Below are 20,057 nucleotides of genomic sequence, written 5' to 3'. Positions count from 1 at the left end.
TAAAAAGACGGCGATACAAAGAGGCAGCCATACAAAAAAAGTGACGGTAGTCTGTCTGAAACTACCGTCACCTTTTTTACATTTTCATCCCCCTGCCTTGTTCCTTCCTTTCTTCTGTCAGCGTGGCAACAGGCACACGTTCCGAAAAAGAGGGTGGCGAAACTGCCGGATGCGGCATTTCCGTCGTCACCTCCTTTTCCTGCTGTGCCGGTGGCGTGGGCGGTGTCAGTTCAAGCTGTATCTTGCGGTCCAGTGCCGCCGCTTCCGTCTTCAACCGTTTCAGTTCCTCTTCCTTCTTCCATGTCTTTCCCGCCATTTCCTGCAGGACGGGCAGGTCCTTCTCCAAGGCGAAATTCTTCTCCCTGTATTGTTCGATAGTGCCGGGTATTTTTTCCATCGCATTGAAGAAGTTCATGGCGGCGGCTTTGGTGTCTGCCATCGCCACTGCACCGTTATTGTAGGTGTATTTATAGTTCCCTTCAATCACGAACTTGTTCTGAATAAATGCCAGTCCGTCTTTCAGGGCGGTTTCGCTCATTACCTTAACGGGGAAGCCGTACAGCTCGCCGATGCGCTGGTAAGCGCCGCCCGTGGTGGCGTTCTTCGCTATTTCCTGCAACCGTGCCCCGATGCTCTTCTCGTCCGTGGGTTTGAAGTCGTCCAGACGGAGCGGGTTCAGCCGTCTGCCGTCCCCGTCAGTCTGCATACGGCTGTTGAAGGCTTCGTAATCGGCGCTCATGTTGGCTATCACCGCTTGGTTGTTCGCTATCTCCGCCGTTTTCGAGCGCAGCGTGTTTTCCGCCTCATTCCTCGACTTGCCGAAAGTCTTGCGTTCGCTTTCCAGAGCCGCTATCTTCTTGTCGAGTTTCGCCTTGTCCAGCAGGTCGGTGTTGCCCGAAAGGATAGCCATGTACTCCGAGAAGTTCATGCCGCTTTTCTCGTCCGCAGCCCCCTCGTCGATGGTACGCGCACCCATCGCACCGCTTTTGAGCTGCGAGATGAAGGTCTGCTTGCAATGCAGCAGGTTGAACTTGTAGCTGTCCAGCGTTTTCTTGGTGGCATAGATGATGATGTCCACCTTGTTATCGGCAAAGAGTTTGGCAATTTCATTGCCCTTGCGCACCGCCCGCCCGTCCCGCTGTTGCAGGTCGGACGGCCGCCACGGTGTGTCAAGATGATGCACCGCCACCGCCCTTTTCTGTGCGTTCACCCCCGTGCCGAGCATACTCGTGGAGCCGAACAACACACGCACTTTCCCCTCGTTCATGGCGTCTATCACCGCCTTGCGTGCCTTCTCCGTCTTGCACTCCTGAATGAAGCGTATCTCACCGGCGGGGATACCGTGGTCTTCCATGAGCTTGCGCTTTATCTCGCTGTACACGTTCCATTCTCCGGCATGGTACGTGCCCAGATCCGAAAAGACGAACTGTGTGCCTTTCTGTGCGTCGAATTTATGGTAGTATTCCGCTATCTTCCGGGCGCAATGGCTCGCCTTGTTGTCCGGGTGGTCTTCGTACTTGTCCGGGGCAATCATGCGCATATCGAGTGCCATCTTGCGGGCGTAATCGGTGGCAATGAGCATCTTCGCCTTCTCTTCCGAGTCGGATAGCTTTTCACGTCCCAATATCGTGGCGTCACCCGTCCGGGCGAACTCCATGAGCTTTTCTATAAACTCCTCCTGCTGTGGCGTGGGGTCGATGTCGTAGAGTATCTCGTTCTTCTCCGGTCGGTCCACGCCCACGTCCTGAGCCGTGCGGTAATCGGTAATCTCGTTGTAGAACGCCGCCAGCTCCGGCACTTTGATGAAGTAGCGGAAGCGTTCCTTCTGCACCACGTTGTTGGTCACGTTGAACTCGAAGTCGGTCGTCTTCTTGGCGAAGATGGCAGCCCATGCGTCGAAGCAGCGGATGTCCTGCCGTTCCAGTTCCTTCGGGCGCAGGTACTTGAACAGCAGGTACAGTTCCGTCAGGGAGTTGGAGATGGTCGTACCGGAAAGGAACGTCGCCCCCAAATCCTTTCCCGACCGTTCCTGTATGGTACGGATGGCGAACAGCATGTTCAGGGCTTTCTGGCTCCCCTCGCTGTTTCCCAGCCCCGCCACACGGTCGTGCCGGGTGTTGAATGTAAGGTTCTTCATCTGGTGGCTCTCGTCCAGCAGGATATGGTCGATGCCCATCTGCCCGAAGTCCGCCACGTCGTCCGTGCGCGTTCGGATGGCATATTCCACCTTTTCCAGCTTTGCTTCAAGGTTGTACTTGCGCACTTCCAGCCCTCTCAGCATCCCGCGCGACACGTCCTTGCCCTGCTTACGCATCACTTCCAGATTCTCTTCCACGGTGTCCAGTTCCGCTTGCAGGATACGTTCCTGCATTTCGGGCGACTGCGGTATCTTGCCGAACTGGTCGTGCGACATGATGATACAGTCATAGTCGTTGTTCTTGATATTGTTGAAGAACTTCACACGGTTCTGTGTGGAGAAATCCTTCTCCGAAGCGTAGAGGATGCGGGCATGGGGGTATGCCGTGCGGTAGCACTCCGCTATCTCCGCCACATTCGCTTTCAACCCCGTGATAATCGGTTTGTGCGCCAGCCCCAGCCGTTTCATTTCATGGGCGATGATGCACATTATCAGGGTTTTGCCCGTGCCCACCTCGTGGTCGCAAATCGCGCCCCCGTTCAGCAGCGCCATCCATACGCAGTCCTTCTGGCTGCCGTATATATCCTTGATGCCGTACTTCCGTTCCAGCCCTTTCAGGTCGAGGCCGGGGAAGGTCTGGTGCGAGCCGTCATACCTCGGTCGCACGTAGCAGTTGAACTTGCGGTTGTACAGGTCGGCGAGCCGCTGCTTGAACTCCGGCGACTGCGCTTCCAGCCAGTCGGTGAAGCCGCCGCGTATCTCGTCAATCTTGCTGTTGGCAAGCTGTATGCCCTCGCTGTCGCGCACCTTGATGTCGTTGTTGTTTGCATCCTTGCCGATGCTCTTCATCATGTCCGGCACGGTGTTGTGCAGGGCGTGTTTCAGCAGGTTCATGCCGTCATACTTCTTGTAGTACCCCTTGACGGCATATTGCTCGGTAATCTTGGCGTTGGTGGAGGCGCAGTGGGCGGAAAATTCGTCCAGACTCTCCGAGTAGCCTATCTTTACCGCCGTGCCGTACAGCATCGACATATAGGCCGAGTAGATTCCGGTCGGTATCCAGCGTTCGCCGAAATTGAAGTCCAGCTCGTCGAAGGTTATCGGGCGGGGCATCGCATCCCGCAGGGCGGCAAGCGACTCTTCCGCCGCCTGTCTCATCGGGTTTTCCCTGCCTTCCGCTTCGTTGTCCTTCATCCACCGGACCATATCCTCTGTTTTCTGCACGACGTTTCCGGCGATGAAGCGGTCCCTTATCTCGTAGCCGTCCTGCAGGGGATTGAAGTAGATGCGTCCTTTCAGGGCATCGGTCAATTCTTCGGCACTGCTGCCTGTGAGCGACTGCATATAGGGCAGATCCACCTTTCCGAACTTGTTCAGCGAGGCGGACAATGCCTCTTCGGGCGTGCCGGTATGCGTCAGCTCTTGGGTGGCAAACGACACGGGGCGGTCGAAAATATCCGCTTTGAGGAACTGCCCGTTTTCCTCCCGTTCCAGTGCGAGCGCGTCACGCCCCGAAGCGTCCATAAGCACGAGTTGCACGTTCTGCCTGGCGTTCAGGTGGCCGTAACGCATGAGGAACTCGTCATAATGGGTGTTCAGGTGGCTGCGCCAGTCCTTGTTCTCTTCCCGCTTTTCCGCTTCGCTGGTATAAAGCCGTTGGTAGGCGTCACGCAGGCTGATGTAAAGGAGTGCCTTCTCTTTTTGCCTGTCATCCAAGTCGAGCGGCTGGAAGGTAGCCCCGTAACGGGTCACGCCTTTCAGCACGCCTATCTGGTAGCGGGTTCCGGCGGTATATTCCCTCACCAGCGAGCCTTCACGCAGATGGCGTTCCAATGGACGGGAGAACGGGCGCGGTTGCATCTCTTCCTCCCTTTTCTGCTGTCGCTGTTCTTCCGTCAGGGCAGCTTCTTCCGCCTGTATCCGGCTTTCCACCTCCGCTATGCGGCGGTTCATGTCCTCTTCAACGGCGTTGAATACAGGATAGGCGGGTCTTTCGCCGAAGTCTGTCCCGGTCTGTTTACCGGTCCGCCTGACGGGAGGTACTTTCGATAGCGTTTCCTTGTCCGTAGGCTGCCCCGTTCCGTTTCCTTGCCCGTTCCGTTGCTCGTTACCTTGTCCGCTTCTTTGTCCGTCCCATTGTCCGGGAGCAGCTTCTCTTGTGGCTTTCGCCTCACGGTGTACTTCGGCTTTCTGCCGTAGCTGCGCCCGCCGTTCGGGAGTCAGGTTCATCATGGTTTCGTAGAAACCGTTGATGGGCGGGTTGTTCTCCCAATTGATGGCGGCGTACACCTCTTCGGGATTGGTTTGCACCGCAGGCTTTTCCGTTACCGCTTCCTGCCGCTTCTCTTCCGGCTTCTTTTCCGGCTGCCCGAAAAGGCTTTTCTGTACGGGAGCCGCCTTTTTCGGTCGCTTGGAAATCTTTTTCTTTGCTTTCACGCCGCTTTGCGCCTGCTTCCGTTCCGCTTCGGTGAAGCCGAACAGGTCATACAGCGACATTACAGGTGCGGCGTTCTTCCCTCCGGTGTCCTCCTGTCCGGTGTTTGCCGCCAAAGAGGTTGCCGTCTGTTCCTGCAAGGGCGTTTGTGGCTGTTCTCCCGTTTGTGGCTGTGGCTGTTCCCTGCCGGGGTTCTGTTTTTGGGAATTTTCTTTCTGCAAGGCATGGTTATGGTACAGGTCATAACTGAGGTGCTCCCACACGTCTTGTATAAGGAAGAACCTCAATTTGGCAGCCATTTCCTCCATACTGCCCTCAAAATTGTAAATGACGGCAGGTTTGCCGTAGGGGTCGGTGTCCACCTTTGCCGAGGTATGGACGATATTTCCACTATGCAGCAGGTTCAGGTTCTGCCAAGTTCCGTCCGGTTGCTTTTCCGTCCGGATGAAGGCTTCCTCCCGTCGGGAGATGACCTGCTTGTTTGAGTTTTTCTGCAAGACAATCAGGTCACTGCCTACTTCCGTTCCCGCATAGCCGGTGAAAAGGTTGTTGGGCAGGCGGACGGATGACACGAGGTCGCAATGTTCCACCAGATAACGGCGTATGTTCTCGTTCTGCGGGGAGTTAAGCACACCTTGCGACGTGATGAAAGCCAACACACCGCCTTCACGGAGCGCATCGACACCTTTCAGGAAGAAATAATTGTGGATGCTTTGCGATGCCTGCTGACGGGCGGCATCCTTGCTGTTTGAAAATGCAGGGTCGAACACCTTCATATCTCCGAAAGGGATATTGGAGGACACCACATCGAAATGCCCGTTGAACGGTTGCTCCATTTTCTCGAATCCCTCCATCCGTATTTTATCTCCGGGATGGAGCAATGAGAGTATCTTGCCCGTAAGCCGGTCTTTTTCAAACGCCATTGTTTCCGTTTTTGGCGCGTTCCGGCTGAAGGCGGAAATGAAAGCTCCTTGCCCCGCCGACGGGTCAAGGATATGTTCGGGGGTGACATGGTTCTCATGCAGCACATCGGCAATGGCGGCAACAATCTCCGGCGGTGTATAAAATGCCGTCAGCACGGAACTTTTCAGGGAACTGACGTAGTCTTTGTATTCCCGTTCGTCCCTGCTGTTCTCACGGATCAGACGGTGAAGCTCCACCGTCAGGGGAAACAGGTCGAGGTCGCTCTTCGCCCAATGGACGGCATCGGTCAGTTCGCCCGCAGGGTTGAGGATGCACTTCAACCCTCCGAAACCGCAGTAGCGTTCCAGCACCTCCCGTTCTGCGGGAGCAGCCGCCCTGCCTGCCTTTTCCAATGCAAATGCCGTCCGTATCGCCTCGATGTTGTCCCGTAACTTGGCTTTGCGGTTAAATGCCATATTCTTCGAGATAGAGGGCTACCACACCGGTCAGCTCGGTGTAGAGCAGGTCATAGCCGGACGATTGGGCGAACTCGTCCGTCAGTGAGTAAATGGAAAATACATTGTCGAGCAGGGGAAGCAGCTTGTCCACGGCGGCAGGAATATCCGCTTCGCTGATTTCACCCTCAAATTCGGTGGCTAGCACATCGCGCAGCGTGTCGTACTTGGAGAAATGGAGGTCTTTCAGCAGGGATGCCATCGCCAGCTCGTGCGCACCTTCCGGCGGGTAGCCTTCGCGACGCGACTGTTCGTACACTCCGGCGGCATCGTCCGCGCGCTGTGCGACAAATCCGGCATCCTCCGCCTTGTCGGGATGGCTTTCTTTCAGGTAGTTCAGCAGGTACAGCCCGTAATAGGACAACTCCGTGGGCTTGTCTTTTACATTCATATAATGTTGGATTTAGTGGTTTGGAAATGGATAGGAATTGAAAAGGATATAATATATAAGGTATAGATGTAAAAAGCACTCCGGGTATCCCTCCCGAAGTGCCACCACTAAATCCACAGGTAAAACGTATCGCTATCGAGTAGTATGAACGGTTTATGACTGTGAACCAGTGGCGAATATACGCATTATTTTCTTTTCTGCGGGCGTTTCGTCCCCCTTTTTGTTTCGGGGAACACGAACGTGGTGTTGTAGTCCGCGTCAAAGGCGACAATGGCGTCGAAGGGCTTTCCCTGCTTGCTCTGGAAACCTTTCAGCAGGCCCGTTTTTCCGTTTGTGAGCAGTTCCGTAATCTCACCGTCGGAAAGCGTTTTGCCTGCCTTGATGCGGAAAACGGGAAGGGCGCAGGAAGGGTTGTCACAGCGGACCACTTTGCCGTAGAACTGCATGTTGCCCGTCTTGCATTTGGGGCAGGTGCAGTCCGAACCCTTGTGCGAGAACAGCTTGTCGCACGAAAGCAGTTCGGAAGTGATCTGTGTGGTGTATTCCTCAATCCCTTTGCGGAACGTGTCGGCGCTCATCGCACCTTTCTCAATCTGTGCGAGCGCCTGTTCCCATTCGCCCGTCATCTGCACGTCGGCTATGCGCATATCCTTCACCACCGAATAAAGGGCAAGCCCTTTCTCCGTGGGCACAAGCTGCTTCTTCTGCCGCACCATGTACTCGCGGGAAAACAGCGTTTCGATAATTGCCGCACGGGTGGCAGGCGTGCCGATACCGCACTCTTTCAGGGATTGGCACAGTACCTCGTCCTCTATGTCCTTGCCGCAGGTTTCCATAGCGGCGAGCAGGGTGGCTTCCGTATGCAGCGGCTTCGGCTTCGTTTTCCCTTCGGTAATGGAACACGCCTGTACGGGCAGCGTGTCGCCTTCCGCCCAGTCGGGGAGCTGCACATCTTCCGTTTCCTCACCGAACACGTTACGCCATCCGCCCTGTTTGATGACGGAACCTTTCACTGTGCAGGTTACGCCGCCACATTCGGCGGTGACGGTCGTCACGTCCTTGACGCACTTCTCGCTGAAGGCTTCCAGCATACGCCCCACTATCATGTTATAGACGGTCATGTCGTCATTGGAAAGGTTTACAGGCTTCATGTCCGTAATGAGCAGCGCGTGATGGTCGGTGATTTTGGCATCGTCCACGCTCCGGTGTGTCGGCTCTCCCATAAGGCTGATATAACCTCCCCATACAGGGTGTTTTTTCAACGTGGAAAGCAGGGCGGGAATTTCGGCAAACACATCTTCGGGGATATGGCGGCTACCTGTTCTCGGATAGGTAACCAGCTTCGCTTCATAGAGCTTTTGGGCAATGGAGAGCGTCTTGTCCGCTGAAAACCCGTGCTTGGTGTTCGCCTCCTTCTGGAGCGTGGTTAAATCATACAAAAGTGGGGCTTCCTGCACGGTTTCCTTGCGTTCCACTTTCGTGATGGTAGCCGTCGGCTGTGCCTGCATTGCCCTGTAGGCATCCTCCGCAGGCTGTTTCTCTTTCCATTTCTCGATGGAGGAAAATTTCACAACAGGGTCGGTTCCGTCATTTGCCCTTTCACGGCCTTCCTTTCTTTCATTTGTCTTTCCCCCGCTGCCTGTGCATCCCTTTACGGCGAAATGCACCTGCCGGAACGCTTCCGGAACGAACCGCTTGTTCTGCCAGTAGCGTTCGCACACCATCGCCAGCGTGGGTGTCTGCACCCGTCCGACGGAATACGTGCCACGTCCGGCAGCGATGGTCATTGCCTGCGTACCGTTGCAGCCCACGAGCCAGTCACATTCGCTCCTTGCTTTGGCGGCATAGTAGAGATTGTCGTACTTGTTGCCGCTTTCGAGATGTTCCAATCCTTCACGGATAGCCTTGTCGGTCAGCGAGCTGATCCAGAGGCGGTCGAAAGGGGTGGCGCATCCGATATATTCATACAGATAGCGGAAGATAAGCTCCCCTTCGCGACCCGCATCCGTGCCCACGATGATACGGTCGCTTTCACGGAACAGGCGGGCTATCACCTTGATTTGTGCCACTACATCGTTATCCGGCTTATAGCCGTTTGCCGTCTTTACCTGACGGGGAACGAGTGTAAACACGGGAGGGATAACGGGCAGGTTCTCACGGTGGAAACCCTTTATCCCGTACCCGTCAGGCATGGCGGGTTGTACCAGATGCCCGAACGTCCATGTCACCACATAGCCGTTGCCGGACAAATAACCTTCCTCTCTTTTCGTTGCGCCCACGATACGGGCGATTTCGCGTGCCACGCTGGGCTTTTCCGCGATAATGCAAATTTGATTGTTCATACGGATTGATTTTTAAATATGGATTTAGTGGTTTGTTTCTGTTATATTTTCATCCCTTTGGATTTCTTCGGTGCATCCGGCTTTTCCGTGTCAGGCTGTTGTCCTTGCTGCTTCCCCTGCTGTTGCCGTTCCTGCTGTTTCCCGTTCGCCGGAGCGACTTGTCCTTGTTGGAGGGGTTCGCCCGTGTGCTTGGTCGCCTCATTGGTCTTTCCTTCGTTATTGACCGCCATTTGCGTGCGGCTCTCGTTGGAAGGGGTGATTTCTTTGGCTTGTGACAAGTTGGGATATTCGGGAATGGGAACCGGTTTTTGTTTGTCCCAGTCGAATGTGATATGCAGCGTACACGGGTTGCCTTCCTTATCGGTGGAGTTGGCAAGTACCACGGTCCTTCCGGCTACATAGTCCGCCTTCTGCTGGTCGCTGAACGCCTGCTTTTTCCATTGGGTAATCGGGCGGATTTTCCCGTCTTTGGTCAGCCATGTGGACTGCTTCTGCTCGTTTCCCTTTTCCGGTTGCTCCGCCTTATCATTGCTTCCGGTCGTTGTTCCCGTTGGGTTGGGCTTGTTCACTTGTGGCTTGGGTTTGTTCCCGTTGTCCGCCTGATAGGTCCGCTTTTCCCCCGGCTGCTTTTCCTTTTTCCACTGCTGCTGGGACTTGTTCTGCCCCAAATTCTTGTTTCTCGGCACGAACTCCACGCCTTTGTATTCTACGTTCACTTGCAGCGTAGTAGTGAACTTCTTGCCGTTCGCCAATTCTATTTCCTTTCTCAAAGGAAGTCCGGCAGCAAGCAGGGCTTGTTCCTCTTGCGCTATTTCGGTTTTTCCAATCTTTGAATGAATACCGATTTCGCTCACGGGAATGTCCGTTATTTCATTCGTCTTGCGGTCGATACTGATATAGGAAGGGGTGATTTCGCCCGTTTCCTTGTCTATCACTTCCGCCACGCGCCCCAGATTGCCGCTTTCGAGCAGTTTCTTTTTGTCTTCTTCCGAGAAGGTGATGCCCTTGTACTCCACGTCCAGCTTCGGCTCTTTCTGTATGAAGTGGGGCTCAAAACCTTTGCTTCCGTCCGGCAGTGTCTTCACTTCAAGGCGTGCCTGTATCTCAAAGCGTTCCCCGCCGATTTCGGGATTAATCCAAATCAGGTCCGACAAGCCCTTGCCGTTCAGGTTTTTCAGTTCGCCGCTTGCCGCCAAATCCTGCTGCGAGATGCCCCAAGTCTTTTCAAGCTCCGCCCAGTTGAAGCCGTTCTCATCCAGTACAGGTCCGGCAGGAGCTTCTTCGGCAGGGCTTTGTCCAAGTGTTTCTTGTCCTTCCGCCTCTTGTCCTTCTGGCTGTTGTGCATCCTGATCCGTTTCCTGCGCTTGCCCTTCGGTTGTCGCCTCTCCTTCGGTCTGCGCTTCTCCCGCTACCTCTTCTCCGGCAGCGCTTTGTCCTTCGGCAGCACCTTCGGTCTGTTCCTGCCCTTCTTCTCCGTTCCTTTCTCCCGTCTGCCCCTGTGAGGCGGCTTGCTCCTGTGCCGCCGCCTGTTCATACGCGGAGGTGTCCACCTTGTGGGGTGCGAGCATGTCCTTATAGTCTTCCGGCTTTTTCAATAACTCTTTCAGCACGTCTATCACTTTCTCCATCCCGTCCACTGCCACGCGGTAGAAACCGAAGCGTTTCGGTTCCTTGTATTGGCGGTAGAAGTTCCTGAAAAAGTTATCCAGCACGTCGCCGTTCTTGTCAAACCGTAGAAAATCCTGTGAGTTTTCCGCTTTCGCGGGTGTCCGTTTGGGTGTGCCGTCCTTGTTGAGTCCGGCTACCACGCTGATTTCGCCCGTCTTTTCATCCCGGACGAGCAGCACTTCTTCCTCTTTCTTTTTCTGTGCCATACTAAATGCGGTTAAATGATTATTATTAAATCGGAGTCTGTATCCGGGCTTTATACCGTTCTACATCCTCTTTTCTGAACTCCTTGACATGTTCGGTAATGAAGACCAGCACGTCCGACTCCTTGTAGTAAGTCTTGTGCCGGAGCATGTGGTAGGGAAGCACCCCGATGCTGCGGTAGCGTTGCAGCGAGCGTTTGCTCACTTGCAGCAGCAGGCACAGGTCCTGATTGTCGAACAGGCGTTCGCCATCCAGCAACTTCACTTCCTTTTCCGGCTTCCGTTCCTTGCCCGTCAGTGCCGCTATCAGTTCATCCTGTCGGTCCAGCCGTTCCATGATGCGACGCATCCACCCCTCGAAGGTTTTTCTATCCAGCATATCCATAGGCTATTTCTTTGTTTCTGAGGCAAAATTGAGCATTTGTGTCCGGGTGGTTTCACAAGGTATCAGTGACACACGTAAGATTTTCAAATGATTGGCGCCAATGGCGTTACGGTATTGCGCCACAAGCTGCCAGCACCATCCCGATCCATTGTTATGGCAGAAAAACATTATTTATTTGCCGTCGGAATATGAATTACGAACTATAAAAACGATAGCAATGGAAATCATCAATGTAGAAAAACAGACCTTCGAGGCTATGGTGGAAAGGATTGAAACCCTTGCCTCAAAAGTGGAAATGCTTTGTCGTATCAATGGCGATAGAAGTATGCAAAAGTGGATGGACAATCAGGAGGTATGCAAGATTCTCTGTATCTCAAAGCGTACATTGCAGGCTTACCGTGATAACGGCACGTTGCCGTTCAGCCAGATTGGGCACAAGATGTTTTATAGACCGCAGGACGTGGAAGCAGCTATTAATAAATTAAAACGGAAAGAGGCATGAGTGAAATTTTCGACAGTAAAAATGAATGTGTCAGCCGCCTGTTCCAATTACTGGACAAGGCGGTGGAAGGAGTGCAGGGATTGACAAAGGGATGCAAGCCTGCGTTGAACGGGGAACATTACCTGACTGACAAGGAAGTCTCCGCCCATTTGAAAGTCAGCCGCCGTACTTTGCAGGAATGGCGGAGTAGCGGGCAGTTGGCTTATATCCAGCTTGGTGGGAAAATTCTTTATCGGGGAAGCGATGTACAGGCCATGCTTGAAAATTCCCGGCGTAAGGCATGGAGATAGTAATTTCTTTCCATAACCAAACAGGCACGTCCGGGAAAAGGACGTGCCTGTTTGGTTATGGAAAGAAAATTGGAAACGGCAGTCAATTAAGACAATATTTGCCAACTTTATTATCAACCGATATAAAAAGTTGAAGGTTGGTTTCCTGTTCCATTTCTCTGGTAGCTTTTCCCAATATCCATTTCCGAAAAACTCCCGCGTTTCGGGAGTTAATCCGGAAGGACAAAGCCGTAACCATATCCAGCCCGTAGTAATCCGGCAGGATAAGGTTTCCGTCCATTGTTCCGCCGCTTGCCACGTCAGCCGCGACGACTTCCGATTTGAGTATGGCTTTCACGTTTGAACGGATGGTCTGCACGAATACGCCGAACAATTCCGCCATCTCGAAAAACGTCATTTGTACGGGACCGGTTATCGTGACCGTCCCGTTTTCACTGATTGTAATTTTATGTTTTTCCATATTCATTTCAATTTTTGTTTCTTTTCGTCTTACCGGTTAATTTCCGGCGTTTCATCAACTTGTCCATGTCTTGCGATATCTTCTCGTCGGTCACTTTCGCATAAATCTGTGTGCTGGAAATGTTGGTATGTCCCATCATCTTGCTGATACTCTCAATCGGTATGCCGGCTGAGAGTGTCAGGGTTCCGAAAGAGTGGCGGGCCATGTGGTAGGAGAGATTTTCCTTGATACCTGCACTGAATCCGATTTCGTGTATTTCGTGCCAGATAATGTCACGGCTCGGTAACGGAAAAACAGGTGCGGTATCATCCGTTGTATTGTAGAGCGACAAGATTTGTTCGGCTACCGGATGCAGGGGGACAAAAGCCTCCACGTCCGTCTTGGCACGCCGGGTCCGTATGTAAAGCCGTCCTTCCGAAGTTCGTCCGATATGGCGGGGGTACAGGTTATGCACATCCACAAAAGCAAGTCCGGTGAACGACGAAAAGATGAATGTTCTCCGTGCAAGCTCCTGAAGTTCACCGGGCATCGGCGTTTCCATAATCCGTTTTAGTTCCTTCCGGCTGATATGCAGGAGCTTCGGCGGGTCTTTCTTTTCGTATTCCACATCTTCGATGGGATTGACTCTCAATACTTCCCGGTCAACAGCGATATAGATAAGCCTGTTGAGCCAGCAAAGGCAATGGTTCAGATGGGAAGGGCTGTAACCACGTTCTTTTTTCAGGAAGAACTTGAATGACTCTGCAAACTCTTCGGTTATATCCGTAAATAGAATATCTTCCATGCCTCTGGAACGGATAAAGTCACTCAAATTAAGTTGGGTGGTTTTGGATTCACGGTAGGTGGAGGTGGAATTGATTTCCAGCGAACGCACCCTTAGCCGTTCACGCTCCACTTCCCCGGCTTGCAACAAATATACCGGTACGGCATTTGCACCCATGATGTTGCTTTTGAGCAACTCGGCACTGATAACGCCTTGTTCCTTGAGTATCCGTTCGTAAGCCTGTTCGATATGGGTACGAAATTCAGCCAGACGCTTGTTGGTTCTTTTTTCGCTGGTTTCCCCCTTATGGCTGTTCCAGTCATCGGGAAGGCAATAGATGCCTGTGGTGATTACCGTGTTCTTACCGTCAATGCTGATACGGCATAATATGGCGGTGGTTCCGTCCGCTTTTACCTTGTTGCGGTTTACATAGAATAATAGTTTGAATGTACTGCGCATGATGATATATTTTAGAGGATTAGTATTAAGTCTTCGGTTGCTTCGATATATTTATCCATGTCTTCAAAGAGCTTCCTGGGCGTGACGCGGGCATATATTTGTGTGGTTTTTATATCGCCGTGTCCGAGCATCTTGCTGACTGTTTCCATCGGTACGCCTCCTTCAAGCGCAATCAGGCTTGCAAACGAGTGGCGCCCCATGTGATAGCTGAAATCACCCTTTATGCCTGCCAATACGCGGATGCCCTGCATATTTCTACGCAAAGCCGGATAATGGATAGTCGGGAAAAGGGTGTTTCTTGTTTCATCTTTGTACTTTTTTATCAGGGCAAGAGCTTCCGGCAGGAGTTTCACACGGCTGAGTTGTCCGTTTTTACCCCGTTCATATTTCAACCACATTGCGCCGCTGTCGTCCTTTGAAAGATTGTCTTTGGTTATCGTCACCGTGTCCAGATACGCAGTGCCGGTATAGCAGGAAAACAGGAACATATCCCTTGTTAGGATATGGGAACGACGACGTTCGGGAATTTCCAAATCCCTTACTTTCTCAAAATCCTCACGGCTGAGGGATTTGGGGGTACTCTCTTTTTGTTTGGGCAGCTTGTAATGCGCAAAGTAATGCTTTTCGGAATGTCCTTCCTTATAGGCTGTCCTGCATACCTTTTTCAATATGGCAAGGTAGTGGCGCAGGGTATCGTTTGCCAGACCTTTATCCTGCAAGATGAAGTCCTGAAACTCGCGGATGAACTGTTCATTCAACTGCCCGAAAGCAATATCGGAGGTGTTGTATTTCTTTTTTATGAACTCGGCTATCCTGTCACGGGTATAAACATGGTTGGGTAGCGTTCTGGGGGAACGGTCGATGCCGATACGTGCTTTCATCTCTTCGATATGCCGGTCAAAAAGTTTCAGCAATGTCATTCGTGTTGCCATACCGCCTTGAAACAATACTTTGACCGCTTCTGCATTGAAAGGTTGTTTCCGCTCCAAAAGTGTGTTGTAGGCCGCATTGATGGAAAGCAGCAGTTTTTCCAGTTTGCCGTTCGTTTTCACTGCCTCGCGGCTTTTTCCGTTCAGGCGGCTTTCACGGGGATTCCACAGGGAGGGGGTACAGGAAATTTTGCAACTGAACTGCACCATTGAACAGTCAACGGTGATGCGTCCCATGATGGGAGTTTTACCCGACTTGTCGGGAGTGCTTTTTTTAAGGTAGAGCAATACCTTGAATTTTTCTTCTTTCATACGCTTATAGTTTGTGGGCAAAGTTACCCGTCGTATAAGCGTTCATTGGTGTGCAAAATGCTGTGTATCAGTGAAACTAAATCAAGCTCAAAACTCTTTTATCTATTTTTAGTTACCTGTTACCGATTAGGTAACTGACCGGTTAACGGTTTGGTAACTGAAATGCTGCTCAAATTCGCTTCATTCTGATTTTTTCAAATATTGCAAATTGGAGTAAATAAGCTCATTATAAACATATTACCTGTTATATTTTACTTCGTTGCTTAGACTTGCTTTTTAGAGATTTATTCATCTTTCGAGGCATACCTTCGCAACGACCGTCTATCTCTGCAACGGCGGTACGATTGAGGCACTTTCAAAGATACTCGGTCACAAGCATATCAGCACCACCCAAATATACGCCGAAGTGACCAACAAGATGGTAAGCTCCGATTTCCGTTCGATCTCCGGCAACCTTGCAGCCATGCAGAAGAAAGTCCTTGACAAGACACAAAAGAAGGTCAAGAAGCAGGCAGTCGCCATGCGTGAAACCGCCTGAATCCCATCCGGCAAGGCAAAACACGGCAAAGGCAGGAACTCCCCGGTGGAACTCCTGCCTTTGCTGCATTTACCCATGCACCGCATCTAAAAGTTAAGTAGAGCTTTTCCTTCGTTTGCTCCTTTGCTTCATCTGCACATAGTTTTCTTCCAGCATACGCAACAAGTCCGATTGCCGGTACAGCGTTTTGCCCGGCAGCGAAATGAACGGGATAATCCGTTGCGCCCGGTAATCCTGCAAGGTGCGGGTAGTGATATGCAATATCCTGCATACCTCTTCCCCCGTCAGGTACACCTCGCCGTTCATCACCGGGTGAAAGTTCGCCGTTACGTTATCCACGTACTTCGTGCCCCGTTCCAGAGCCTCGAAGTACGCCTTTACCTCTTCCATGTCCTTTGTAATCACTTCCATGTCATTCATCCTCTATCAGTTCCTTGCTCATTGCCGTTAAGAACGCTTCCACATCTTCCAGCCTGTAATACAACTTATGGTTTATCTGGCTGTATGCCAGCCTTCCGCTGTCACGGTACGTCTGCAATGTCCGTTTGCTCACGTTGAGTTTCTCGCACACGTCCGCATTATCCAGCCAGTTCATCTTTTCCGGCGGTCTGTACCGTGAGCATAGCTCCTGCAAATGCTCGCTGAACCGATTGAACTTCTCTTTCATTTCCTCAAAGGTCTTTTTCTCGATAGTCACTATTTCCATATCCGATAATTTACTGTTTCCCGCAAATATACAGACTGTTACGGATGCTTCGGTGCGTTTATGTACCGCTTGTCCGTGTTTTGCTCCACGCTGGTAGCTTTGTCGTGCCATGTACGGTGAAAATGGGTGAGATTTCAAGCAACCCGAACAACTTTTCAAAACTTTAGCTTTTGGGAATTGGCAGGGAAATTTGGGGCGTTCCCGTAAACGGTCGGGCTTTCCATTACAAGTCCTCGCCGAAGCTGTGGGCTTTCCCCTGCAATCCCTAACGTGTAAATGCGCCTTGCCTACATTACATTCTTTATTCTATTTATTTTATTTATTCCCGCCCACCCGTCAGCGGTATAGGTCTGTTCCGGTTTCCCGTACACCTTCAAGCACTTCGGCAGGCTCCATGCCCGAAAGTGTACGCAAAGCCGGAAGGGACAAACGGAACACATTCGCCCGTGCTGTCCCTCGGAGCTTCGATTTCATCGAAACTTTCCGTGCGCCATCCCGTTCAAATAAGTTCCCCTGATGTTTGTCCCGGCAGCCCCTTATTGTCTTACCCGTTTTTTCAATCGTTATTTTCTTCTTAGGGCTTTGCCATGGCTAAAAGGATAATCCTTTGTCTGCGGAACTTTCCGCCCGTTTACGCCACTGCCATCGCACGGCCATCCGCAAAAGCCGGATAGCTGATTGCTCTGTCCGTTTACCGTAAACCGGACGAAAAGCACCTCGCCAACCCGCACAACACATTGTCGTGGTGTACCCTTCTTTCTAATCCGATAAATCGGCAAAAGAAGAATCCCCCACGCCAAAGAGTTGTCTTTCCACCCCGCATTACCAACCCGTTTTTCTTTTCCTTTCCGGAAACGGAACTTTCCGGCTTTCATAACAGCACTTTCCCGGCTTGTACCGATAAGTAATCTATCACTCATTTAATTTACTGAAGGGTTGAATTTTTCCCCTTAGGGCTGATTGGGAAAACATTGACGAAGGTAGGCGGAGGAGAAAGCAAATCCGCAAAAAATGCCAAATCTCCACCCTGCGGGTAGTATTTACCATTTTTTCAGATAATTGCAATTCTCCCTTTCCGCTCTTGATTATTGTCAATGTTCTTCCCAATCAGCCAAAGGGAAAAAATTTGGTTGGGGCGGCAAGCGATGATAACAAAAACAAGTAGTAACAATTTAATTTTTGAGTTATGGCAACGACAACGAACAACACCATCGAGAAAATTTCTCCCGTGTTCACCGATTTACTTATCAAGAAAATCGAAAGTCTGAAAAGCGACTGGCAAAAACCGTGGATAACGAGCCTTAAACACGGTTTTCCCCGCAATTTACGAGGAACGGTTTACAATGGCGGTAACATCTTAATGCTGCTGTTTTACACCGAGTTTATGAAATTCACTTTGCCTGTGTTCCTTACATTCAACCAAGCCAAAGCCGAAGAAGTGAGCATAAACAAGGGCGCACGCTCGTTCCCCGTTTACTATTGGTTCAAGTTCGTGGTACACAAGGAGAGTAACAAGTCCATCCCTTACGAGGAATATTGCAAGCTATCCAAAGCGGAAAAGGACGAATACAAGGTAATACCCCAAATGAAATATTACAATGTGTTCAACCTCGACCAAACCAATTTTGCGGAGAAGTACCCCGAACGTTTCGCCAAGATGCAACAGGGCGAACAACCCGAAAACCATTCGGACGGTATCGAGTGCGGAATGTTGGACGAGTTGATATATATGCAAAATTGGTATTGCCCCATCAAAGTAAAGTATTCCGACAGTGCTTTCTATGTACCCGCAACCGATTATATCGTTTGCCCCGAAAAAGAGCAGTTCCCGCAGGGAGCGGAATTTTACGGAACACTTTTGCACGAAATGGCACACAGCACAGGCAACCCCCAACGCCTAAACCGCACGTTCGGCAGCTTTTTCGGGGATGAATTATACGCCCGTGAGGAACTTGTTGCGGAACTAACGTCAGCCCTTTGCGGTGCTTTCTTCGGTATCGCCACCACACCGCAGGACAATAACGCAGCCTATCTGAAACACTGGCTCACCAAGTTAAAGCAAGAACCCGCCTTTCTGATTGATATATTGGGCGATGTGAACAAGGCTGCAAAGATGATAACGGAAAGGGTAACAGAACCGATAAACGAACCCGTTGCAGCCTAACGGAAAACAGAAACAAGAGTATTAACAAAAGGGTGGAGCAATCCACCCGCAAAAAACATAAGAAGATGACTAATTACATTTATTTGACAGCAGAGGAATTTCAAAATTCAAAGTCTTACATTGACAGAGCGGAAAAAGCCCCTAAAGATGTGGAACAGATACAGCCGTTTTGCAGGGAGATACAAAAATTCATACCCGAAGCAACCGTTTACTATTACGTGCAATGTTCCAATGACACATATAAAATCTATTCTACCGTGTTTGTCGGTTTTATCCGCAACGGTGTGACATTCATTCTAAGAAAGATATATAATGATAACAAATACTATTTAGACGTGATAACTTCCATGTTCAAAGAAGCCGAAGACAGTATTTTGTATCGGGTGAAACAGGACTACCCCGAACCCAACAGAATAGGCGTGTTCACCAAACGGAAGTTAGAGGACTGGATAACACGAGGTTTGAACATTTACAAGGAACTGGAAGCGGAAAACGAAGTTATCCAAAGGATGAAAGCCGAATACTTTGCACTTCTGAAAGGTGAAAAAATCCAGTGGAAAGATACGGTACGGCACACGGAAGGGACAATCAGAAGGAACGGTTTTATTTTCTCATTCTCCATACACGGGCGAAATATCCGTGAAGAAATAAAACTGTGTGTTCCAAACGGAAAAAGCGATTACGCCACATTTACCAAGCTGGCGGATAACCGTCTTTCACTGGCAACAAGATAGTATAAACAAAGGGCGGAGCAATCCGCCCGCAACACCCAATAAAATGAAAACGATACTCATTTACAAACTGATATACCGCCTTATCCTTTGGTCTGTGGTGATTTACTTTTTCACCACCACCGCAGGGCAGTTTTTCGCCTTATTCTTTGCCGTACTCCTGTTTTACTTCGTGGCACGGTTTATTCTCGCCCTTGTCTGGCGGTTGTTTGTGGGTATCGTTTTTGTGCTGATAATCATTATTTTAATATTCTAAATTATGGAAGGAAAGAAATTTAAACACAGATTTTTGTCATATCTCACCTGTGAAATTGTGGCGGAAACCCGCAAAGGGTACAAGGTTTTAGAAACCCAAGTTTTGGGCGGACGGAAGAAGCCCAAGACAAAGACCGCCTATTATTACAACATTGATTTCGACAAACAGCGTGGTTTGTGGGAAGAAACAACCAAGTAAACAACATCTAAAAATATACCAATATGGAAACAAAGACATTCATCAAGAACGGAGCAGCCGAAACCAAACTTTTTGGCGAAGAAACTTATATACAATGCTGTTTGGGAGCGTTCCGAGGTGAAATATACTTCGATTATAAATACCGCCATACCAACGGGCAGGAATTTACAACCCTACGCAGGACGTTGGTACAATGCCGTGCCGAGCGTGATTTTTGGCTAAGGGAAAAGACCGTTTCTTTTTCGGGACACCGAGCCGAGAGAATGACAAGGAACAGCCCCGACACACAAAAACGGCTGACAGATATAGGCTTCGACACCTATACAGCGATAACCGAACTTTGCAAACGTGACTATCATACGTTTTTATCGGGCATGGCGAACGGCTTCGACCTTATCGCAGCCGAGGAAGTTCTGAACGCAAAAAAGACGTTTCCTTACATTCAGTTAAAATGTGTACTTCCGTTCAAAGGGCAGGCAGACCGATACACCCAAGCCGACAAGCAGCGTTATAACGCTATTTTAGCCCAAGCGGACGAGGTGATACTATTACAGGATGAATATTCAGACCGTTGTTTCTTGCGGCGTAATAACTACCTGTTGGATAATTCCGCTTATCTCGTAGTCTTTTACGACAGCACCCCAACGGGCGGAACTGCCTACACGTTACGCCATGCGATAGAAAGAAAGATACAATTTCAAAACGTATGTTATAACCGCAAATAAGGCTCACAAGGGCGGAGCAGTCCGCCCGCTACTTTCTTTCGGTGAG

19 protein-coding genes and 1 pseudogene are annotated in these 20,057 nt (G+C 50.7%); 8 read left to right on the top strand and 12 right to left on the bottom strand.

The features are described 5' to 3' along the window. Nucleotides 1–76 precede the first annotated feature (76 nt). The 5 genes from HMPREF9447_RS19840 to HMPREF9447_RS19820 form a co-directional block, all read right to left on the bottom strand. Entirely contained in the window at nt 77–5,950 is a 5,874-nt protein-coding gene (locus HMPREF9447_RS19840; protein ID WP_009131568.1) for an N-6 DNA methylase, read from the bottom strand. Continuing rightward, nucleotides 5,940–6,380, bottom strand: a complete 441-nt coding sequence (locus HMPREF9447_RS19835) for a DUF1896 family protein (protein WP_009131567.1) — start codon at nt 6,378–6,380, stop codon at nt 5,940–5,942. The genes HMPREF9447_RS19840 and HMPREF9447_RS19835 overlap by 11 nt, the downstream gene beginning before the upstream one ends. Before the next feature lie 185 nt (nt 6,381–6,565). Then, nucleotides 6,566–8,722 (bottom strand): type IA DNA topoisomerase, encoded by a 2,157-nt coding sequence (locus HMPREF9447_RS19830; RefSeq protein ID WP_009131566.1) that lies wholly within the window; start codon nt 8,720–8,722, stop codon nt 6,566–6,568. Nucleotides 8,723–8,763: 41 nt separating this feature from the next. Further along, nucleotides 8,764–10,596: a DUF4099 domain-containing protein gene (locus HMPREF9447_RS19825; protein WP_009131565.1), complete on the bottom strand. Its 1,833-nt coding sequence runs from the start codon at nt 10,594–10,596 to the stop codon at nt 8,764–8,766. A gap of 25 nt (nt 10,597–10,621) precedes the next feature. After that, nucleotides 10,622–10,978 (bottom strand): helix-turn-helix domain-containing protein, encoded by a 357-nt coding sequence (locus tag HMPREF9447_RS19820; RefSeq protein ID WP_009131564.1) that lies wholly within the window; start codon nt 10,976–10,978, stop codon nt 10,622–10,624. 217 nt (nt 10,979–11,195) lie between these two features. On the opposite strand from HMPREF9447_RS19820, the gene HMPREF9447_RS19815 reads away from it, so the two are divergent. Then, nucleotides 11,196–11,480: a helix-turn-helix domain-containing protein gene (locus tag HMPREF9447_RS19815; protein ID WP_009131563.1), complete on the top strand. Its 285-nt coding sequence runs from the start codon at nt 11,196–11,198 to the stop codon at nt 11,478–11,480. Further along, a complete protein-coding gene (locus HMPREF9447_RS19810) occupies nt 11,477–11,770 on the top strand; it encodes a helix-turn-helix domain-containing protein (protein WP_009131562.1) in 294 nt (97 codons plus the stop codon). The genes HMPREF9447_RS19815 and HMPREF9447_RS19810 overlap by 4 nt, the downstream gene beginning before the upstream one ends. An 82-nt stretch (nt 11,771–11,852) precedes the next feature. Here the strand turns inward: HMPREF9447_RS19810 and HMPREF9447_RS19805 are convergent, their stop codons facing one another. Genes HMPREF9447_RS19805 through HMPREF9447_RS19795 form a run of 3 tightly spaced genes read right to left on the bottom strand, consistent with a single transcriptional unit; the run spans nt 11,853 to nt 14,693 of the window. Next, nucleotides 11,853–12,230 carry a hypothetical protein gene (locus tag HMPREF9447_RS19805; RefSeq protein WP_044138540.1) on the bottom strand — a complete coding sequence of 126 codons (378 nt, stop codon included), beginning with the start codon at nt 12,228–12,230 and terminating at the stop codon, nt 11,853–11,855. A gap of 7 nt (nt 12,231–12,237) precedes the next feature. Next, nucleotides 12,238–13,452, bottom strand: coding sequence for a site-specific integrase (locus tag HMPREF9447_RS19800; protein ID WP_009131560.1), 1,215 nt, complete (start codon nt 13,450–13,452; stop codon nt 12,238–12,240). 11 nt (nt 13,453–13,463) lie between these two features. Next, nucleotides 13,464–14,693, bottom strand: coding sequence for a site-specific integrase (locus HMPREF9447_RS19795; RefSeq protein WP_009131559.1), 1,230 nt, complete (start codon nt 14,691–14,693; stop codon nt 13,464–13,466). A gap of 289 nt (nt 14,694–14,982) precedes the next feature. Here HMPREF9447_RS19795 and HMPREF9447_RS27910 point away from each other — a divergent pair. Continuing rightward, a pseudogene (locus HMPREF9447_RS27910) lies at nt 14,983–15,231 on the top strand (tyrosine-type recombinase/integrase); the annotation flags it as partial. Nucleotides 15,232–15,324: 93 nt separating this feature from the next. Here the strand turns inward: HMPREF9447_RS27910 and HMPREF9447_RS19785 are convergent. From HMPREF9447_RS19785 to HMPREF9447_RS19775, 4 genes are all read right to left on the bottom strand, one after another. Further along, complete coding sequence (locus HMPREF9447_RS19785) at nt 15,325–15,642, bottom strand: helix-turn-helix domain-containing protein (RefSeq protein ID WP_044138538.1); 318 nt, start codon at nt 15,640–15,642, stop codon at nt 15,325–15,327. A gap of 1 nt (nt 15,643) precedes the next feature. Beyond that, the gene (locus tag HMPREF9447_RS19780) at nt 15,644–15,937 is read right to left on the bottom strand and encodes a helix-turn-helix domain-containing protein (RefSeq protein WP_009131556.1); all 294 of its coding nucleotides are present in this window, start codon (nt 15,935–15,937) and stop codon (nt 15,644–15,646) included. Between the two features lie 336 nt (nt 15,938–16,273). Further along, nucleotides 16,274–16,411 carry a hypothetical protein gene (locus HMPREF9447_RS28555; protein WP_157225284.1) on the bottom strand — a complete coding sequence of 46 codons (138 nt, stop codon included), beginning with the start codon at nt 16,409–16,411 and terminating at the stop codon, nt 16,274–16,276. 89 nt (nt 16,412–16,500) lie between these two features. Continuing rightward, entirely contained in the window at nt 16,501–16,857 is a 357-nt protein-coding gene (locus HMPREF9447_RS19775; RefSeq protein WP_009131555.1) for a hypothetical protein, read from the bottom strand. A gap of 266 nt (nt 16,858–17,123) precedes the next feature. Between HMPREF9447_RS19775 and HMPREF9447_RS19770 the strand changes: the two genes are divergently transcribed. The 5 genes from HMPREF9447_RS19770 (at nt 17,124) to HMPREF9447_RS19750 (ending at nt 20,011) form a co-directional block, all read left to right on the top strand. Then, the gene (locus HMPREF9447_RS19770) at nt 17,124–18,101 is read left to right on the top strand and encodes an ArdC family protein (RefSeq protein ID WP_009131554.1); all 978 of its coding nucleotides are present in this window, start codon (nt 17,124–17,126) and stop codon (nt 18,099–18,101) included. Nucleotides 18,102–18,166: 65 nt separating this feature from the next. Then, nucleotides 18,167–18,835 (top strand): hypothetical protein, encoded by a 669-nt coding sequence (locus HMPREF9447_RS19765; protein ID WP_009131553.1) that lies wholly within the window; start codon nt 18,167–18,169, stop codon nt 18,833–18,835. Between the two features lie 43 nt (nt 18,836–18,878). Continuing rightward, the gene (locus tag HMPREF9447_RS19760; RefSeq protein WP_044138483.1) at nt 18,879–19,088 is read left to right on the top strand and encodes a hypothetical protein; all 210 of its coding nucleotides are present in this window, start codon (nt 18,879–18,881) and stop codon (nt 19,086–19,088) included. A 3-nt stretch (nt 19,089–19,091) separates the two neighbouring features. Then, nucleotides 19,092–19,286 (top strand): hypothetical protein, encoded by a 195-nt coding sequence (locus tag HMPREF9447_RS19755; protein ID WP_009131552.1) that lies wholly within the window; start codon nt 19,092–19,094, stop codon nt 19,284–19,286. A gap of 23 nt (nt 19,287–19,309) precedes the next feature. After that, a complete protein-coding gene (locus tag HMPREF9447_RS19750) occupies nt 19,310–20,011 on the top strand; it encodes an SLOG family protein (protein WP_009131551.1) in 702 nt (233 codons plus the stop codon). The last annotated feature ends 46 nt before the right edge of the window (nt 20,012–20,057 follow it).

The sequence above is a fragment of the Bacteroides oleiciplenus YIT 12058 genome (assembly GCF_000315485.1).
GTDB lineage: Bacteria > Bacteroidota > Bacteroidia > Bacteroidales > Bacteroidaceae > Bacteroides > Bacteroides oleiciplenus.
The sequence above is the reverse complement of the archived record's forward strand: the minus strand, read 5'-3'. Positions and strand labels throughout refer to the sequence as shown.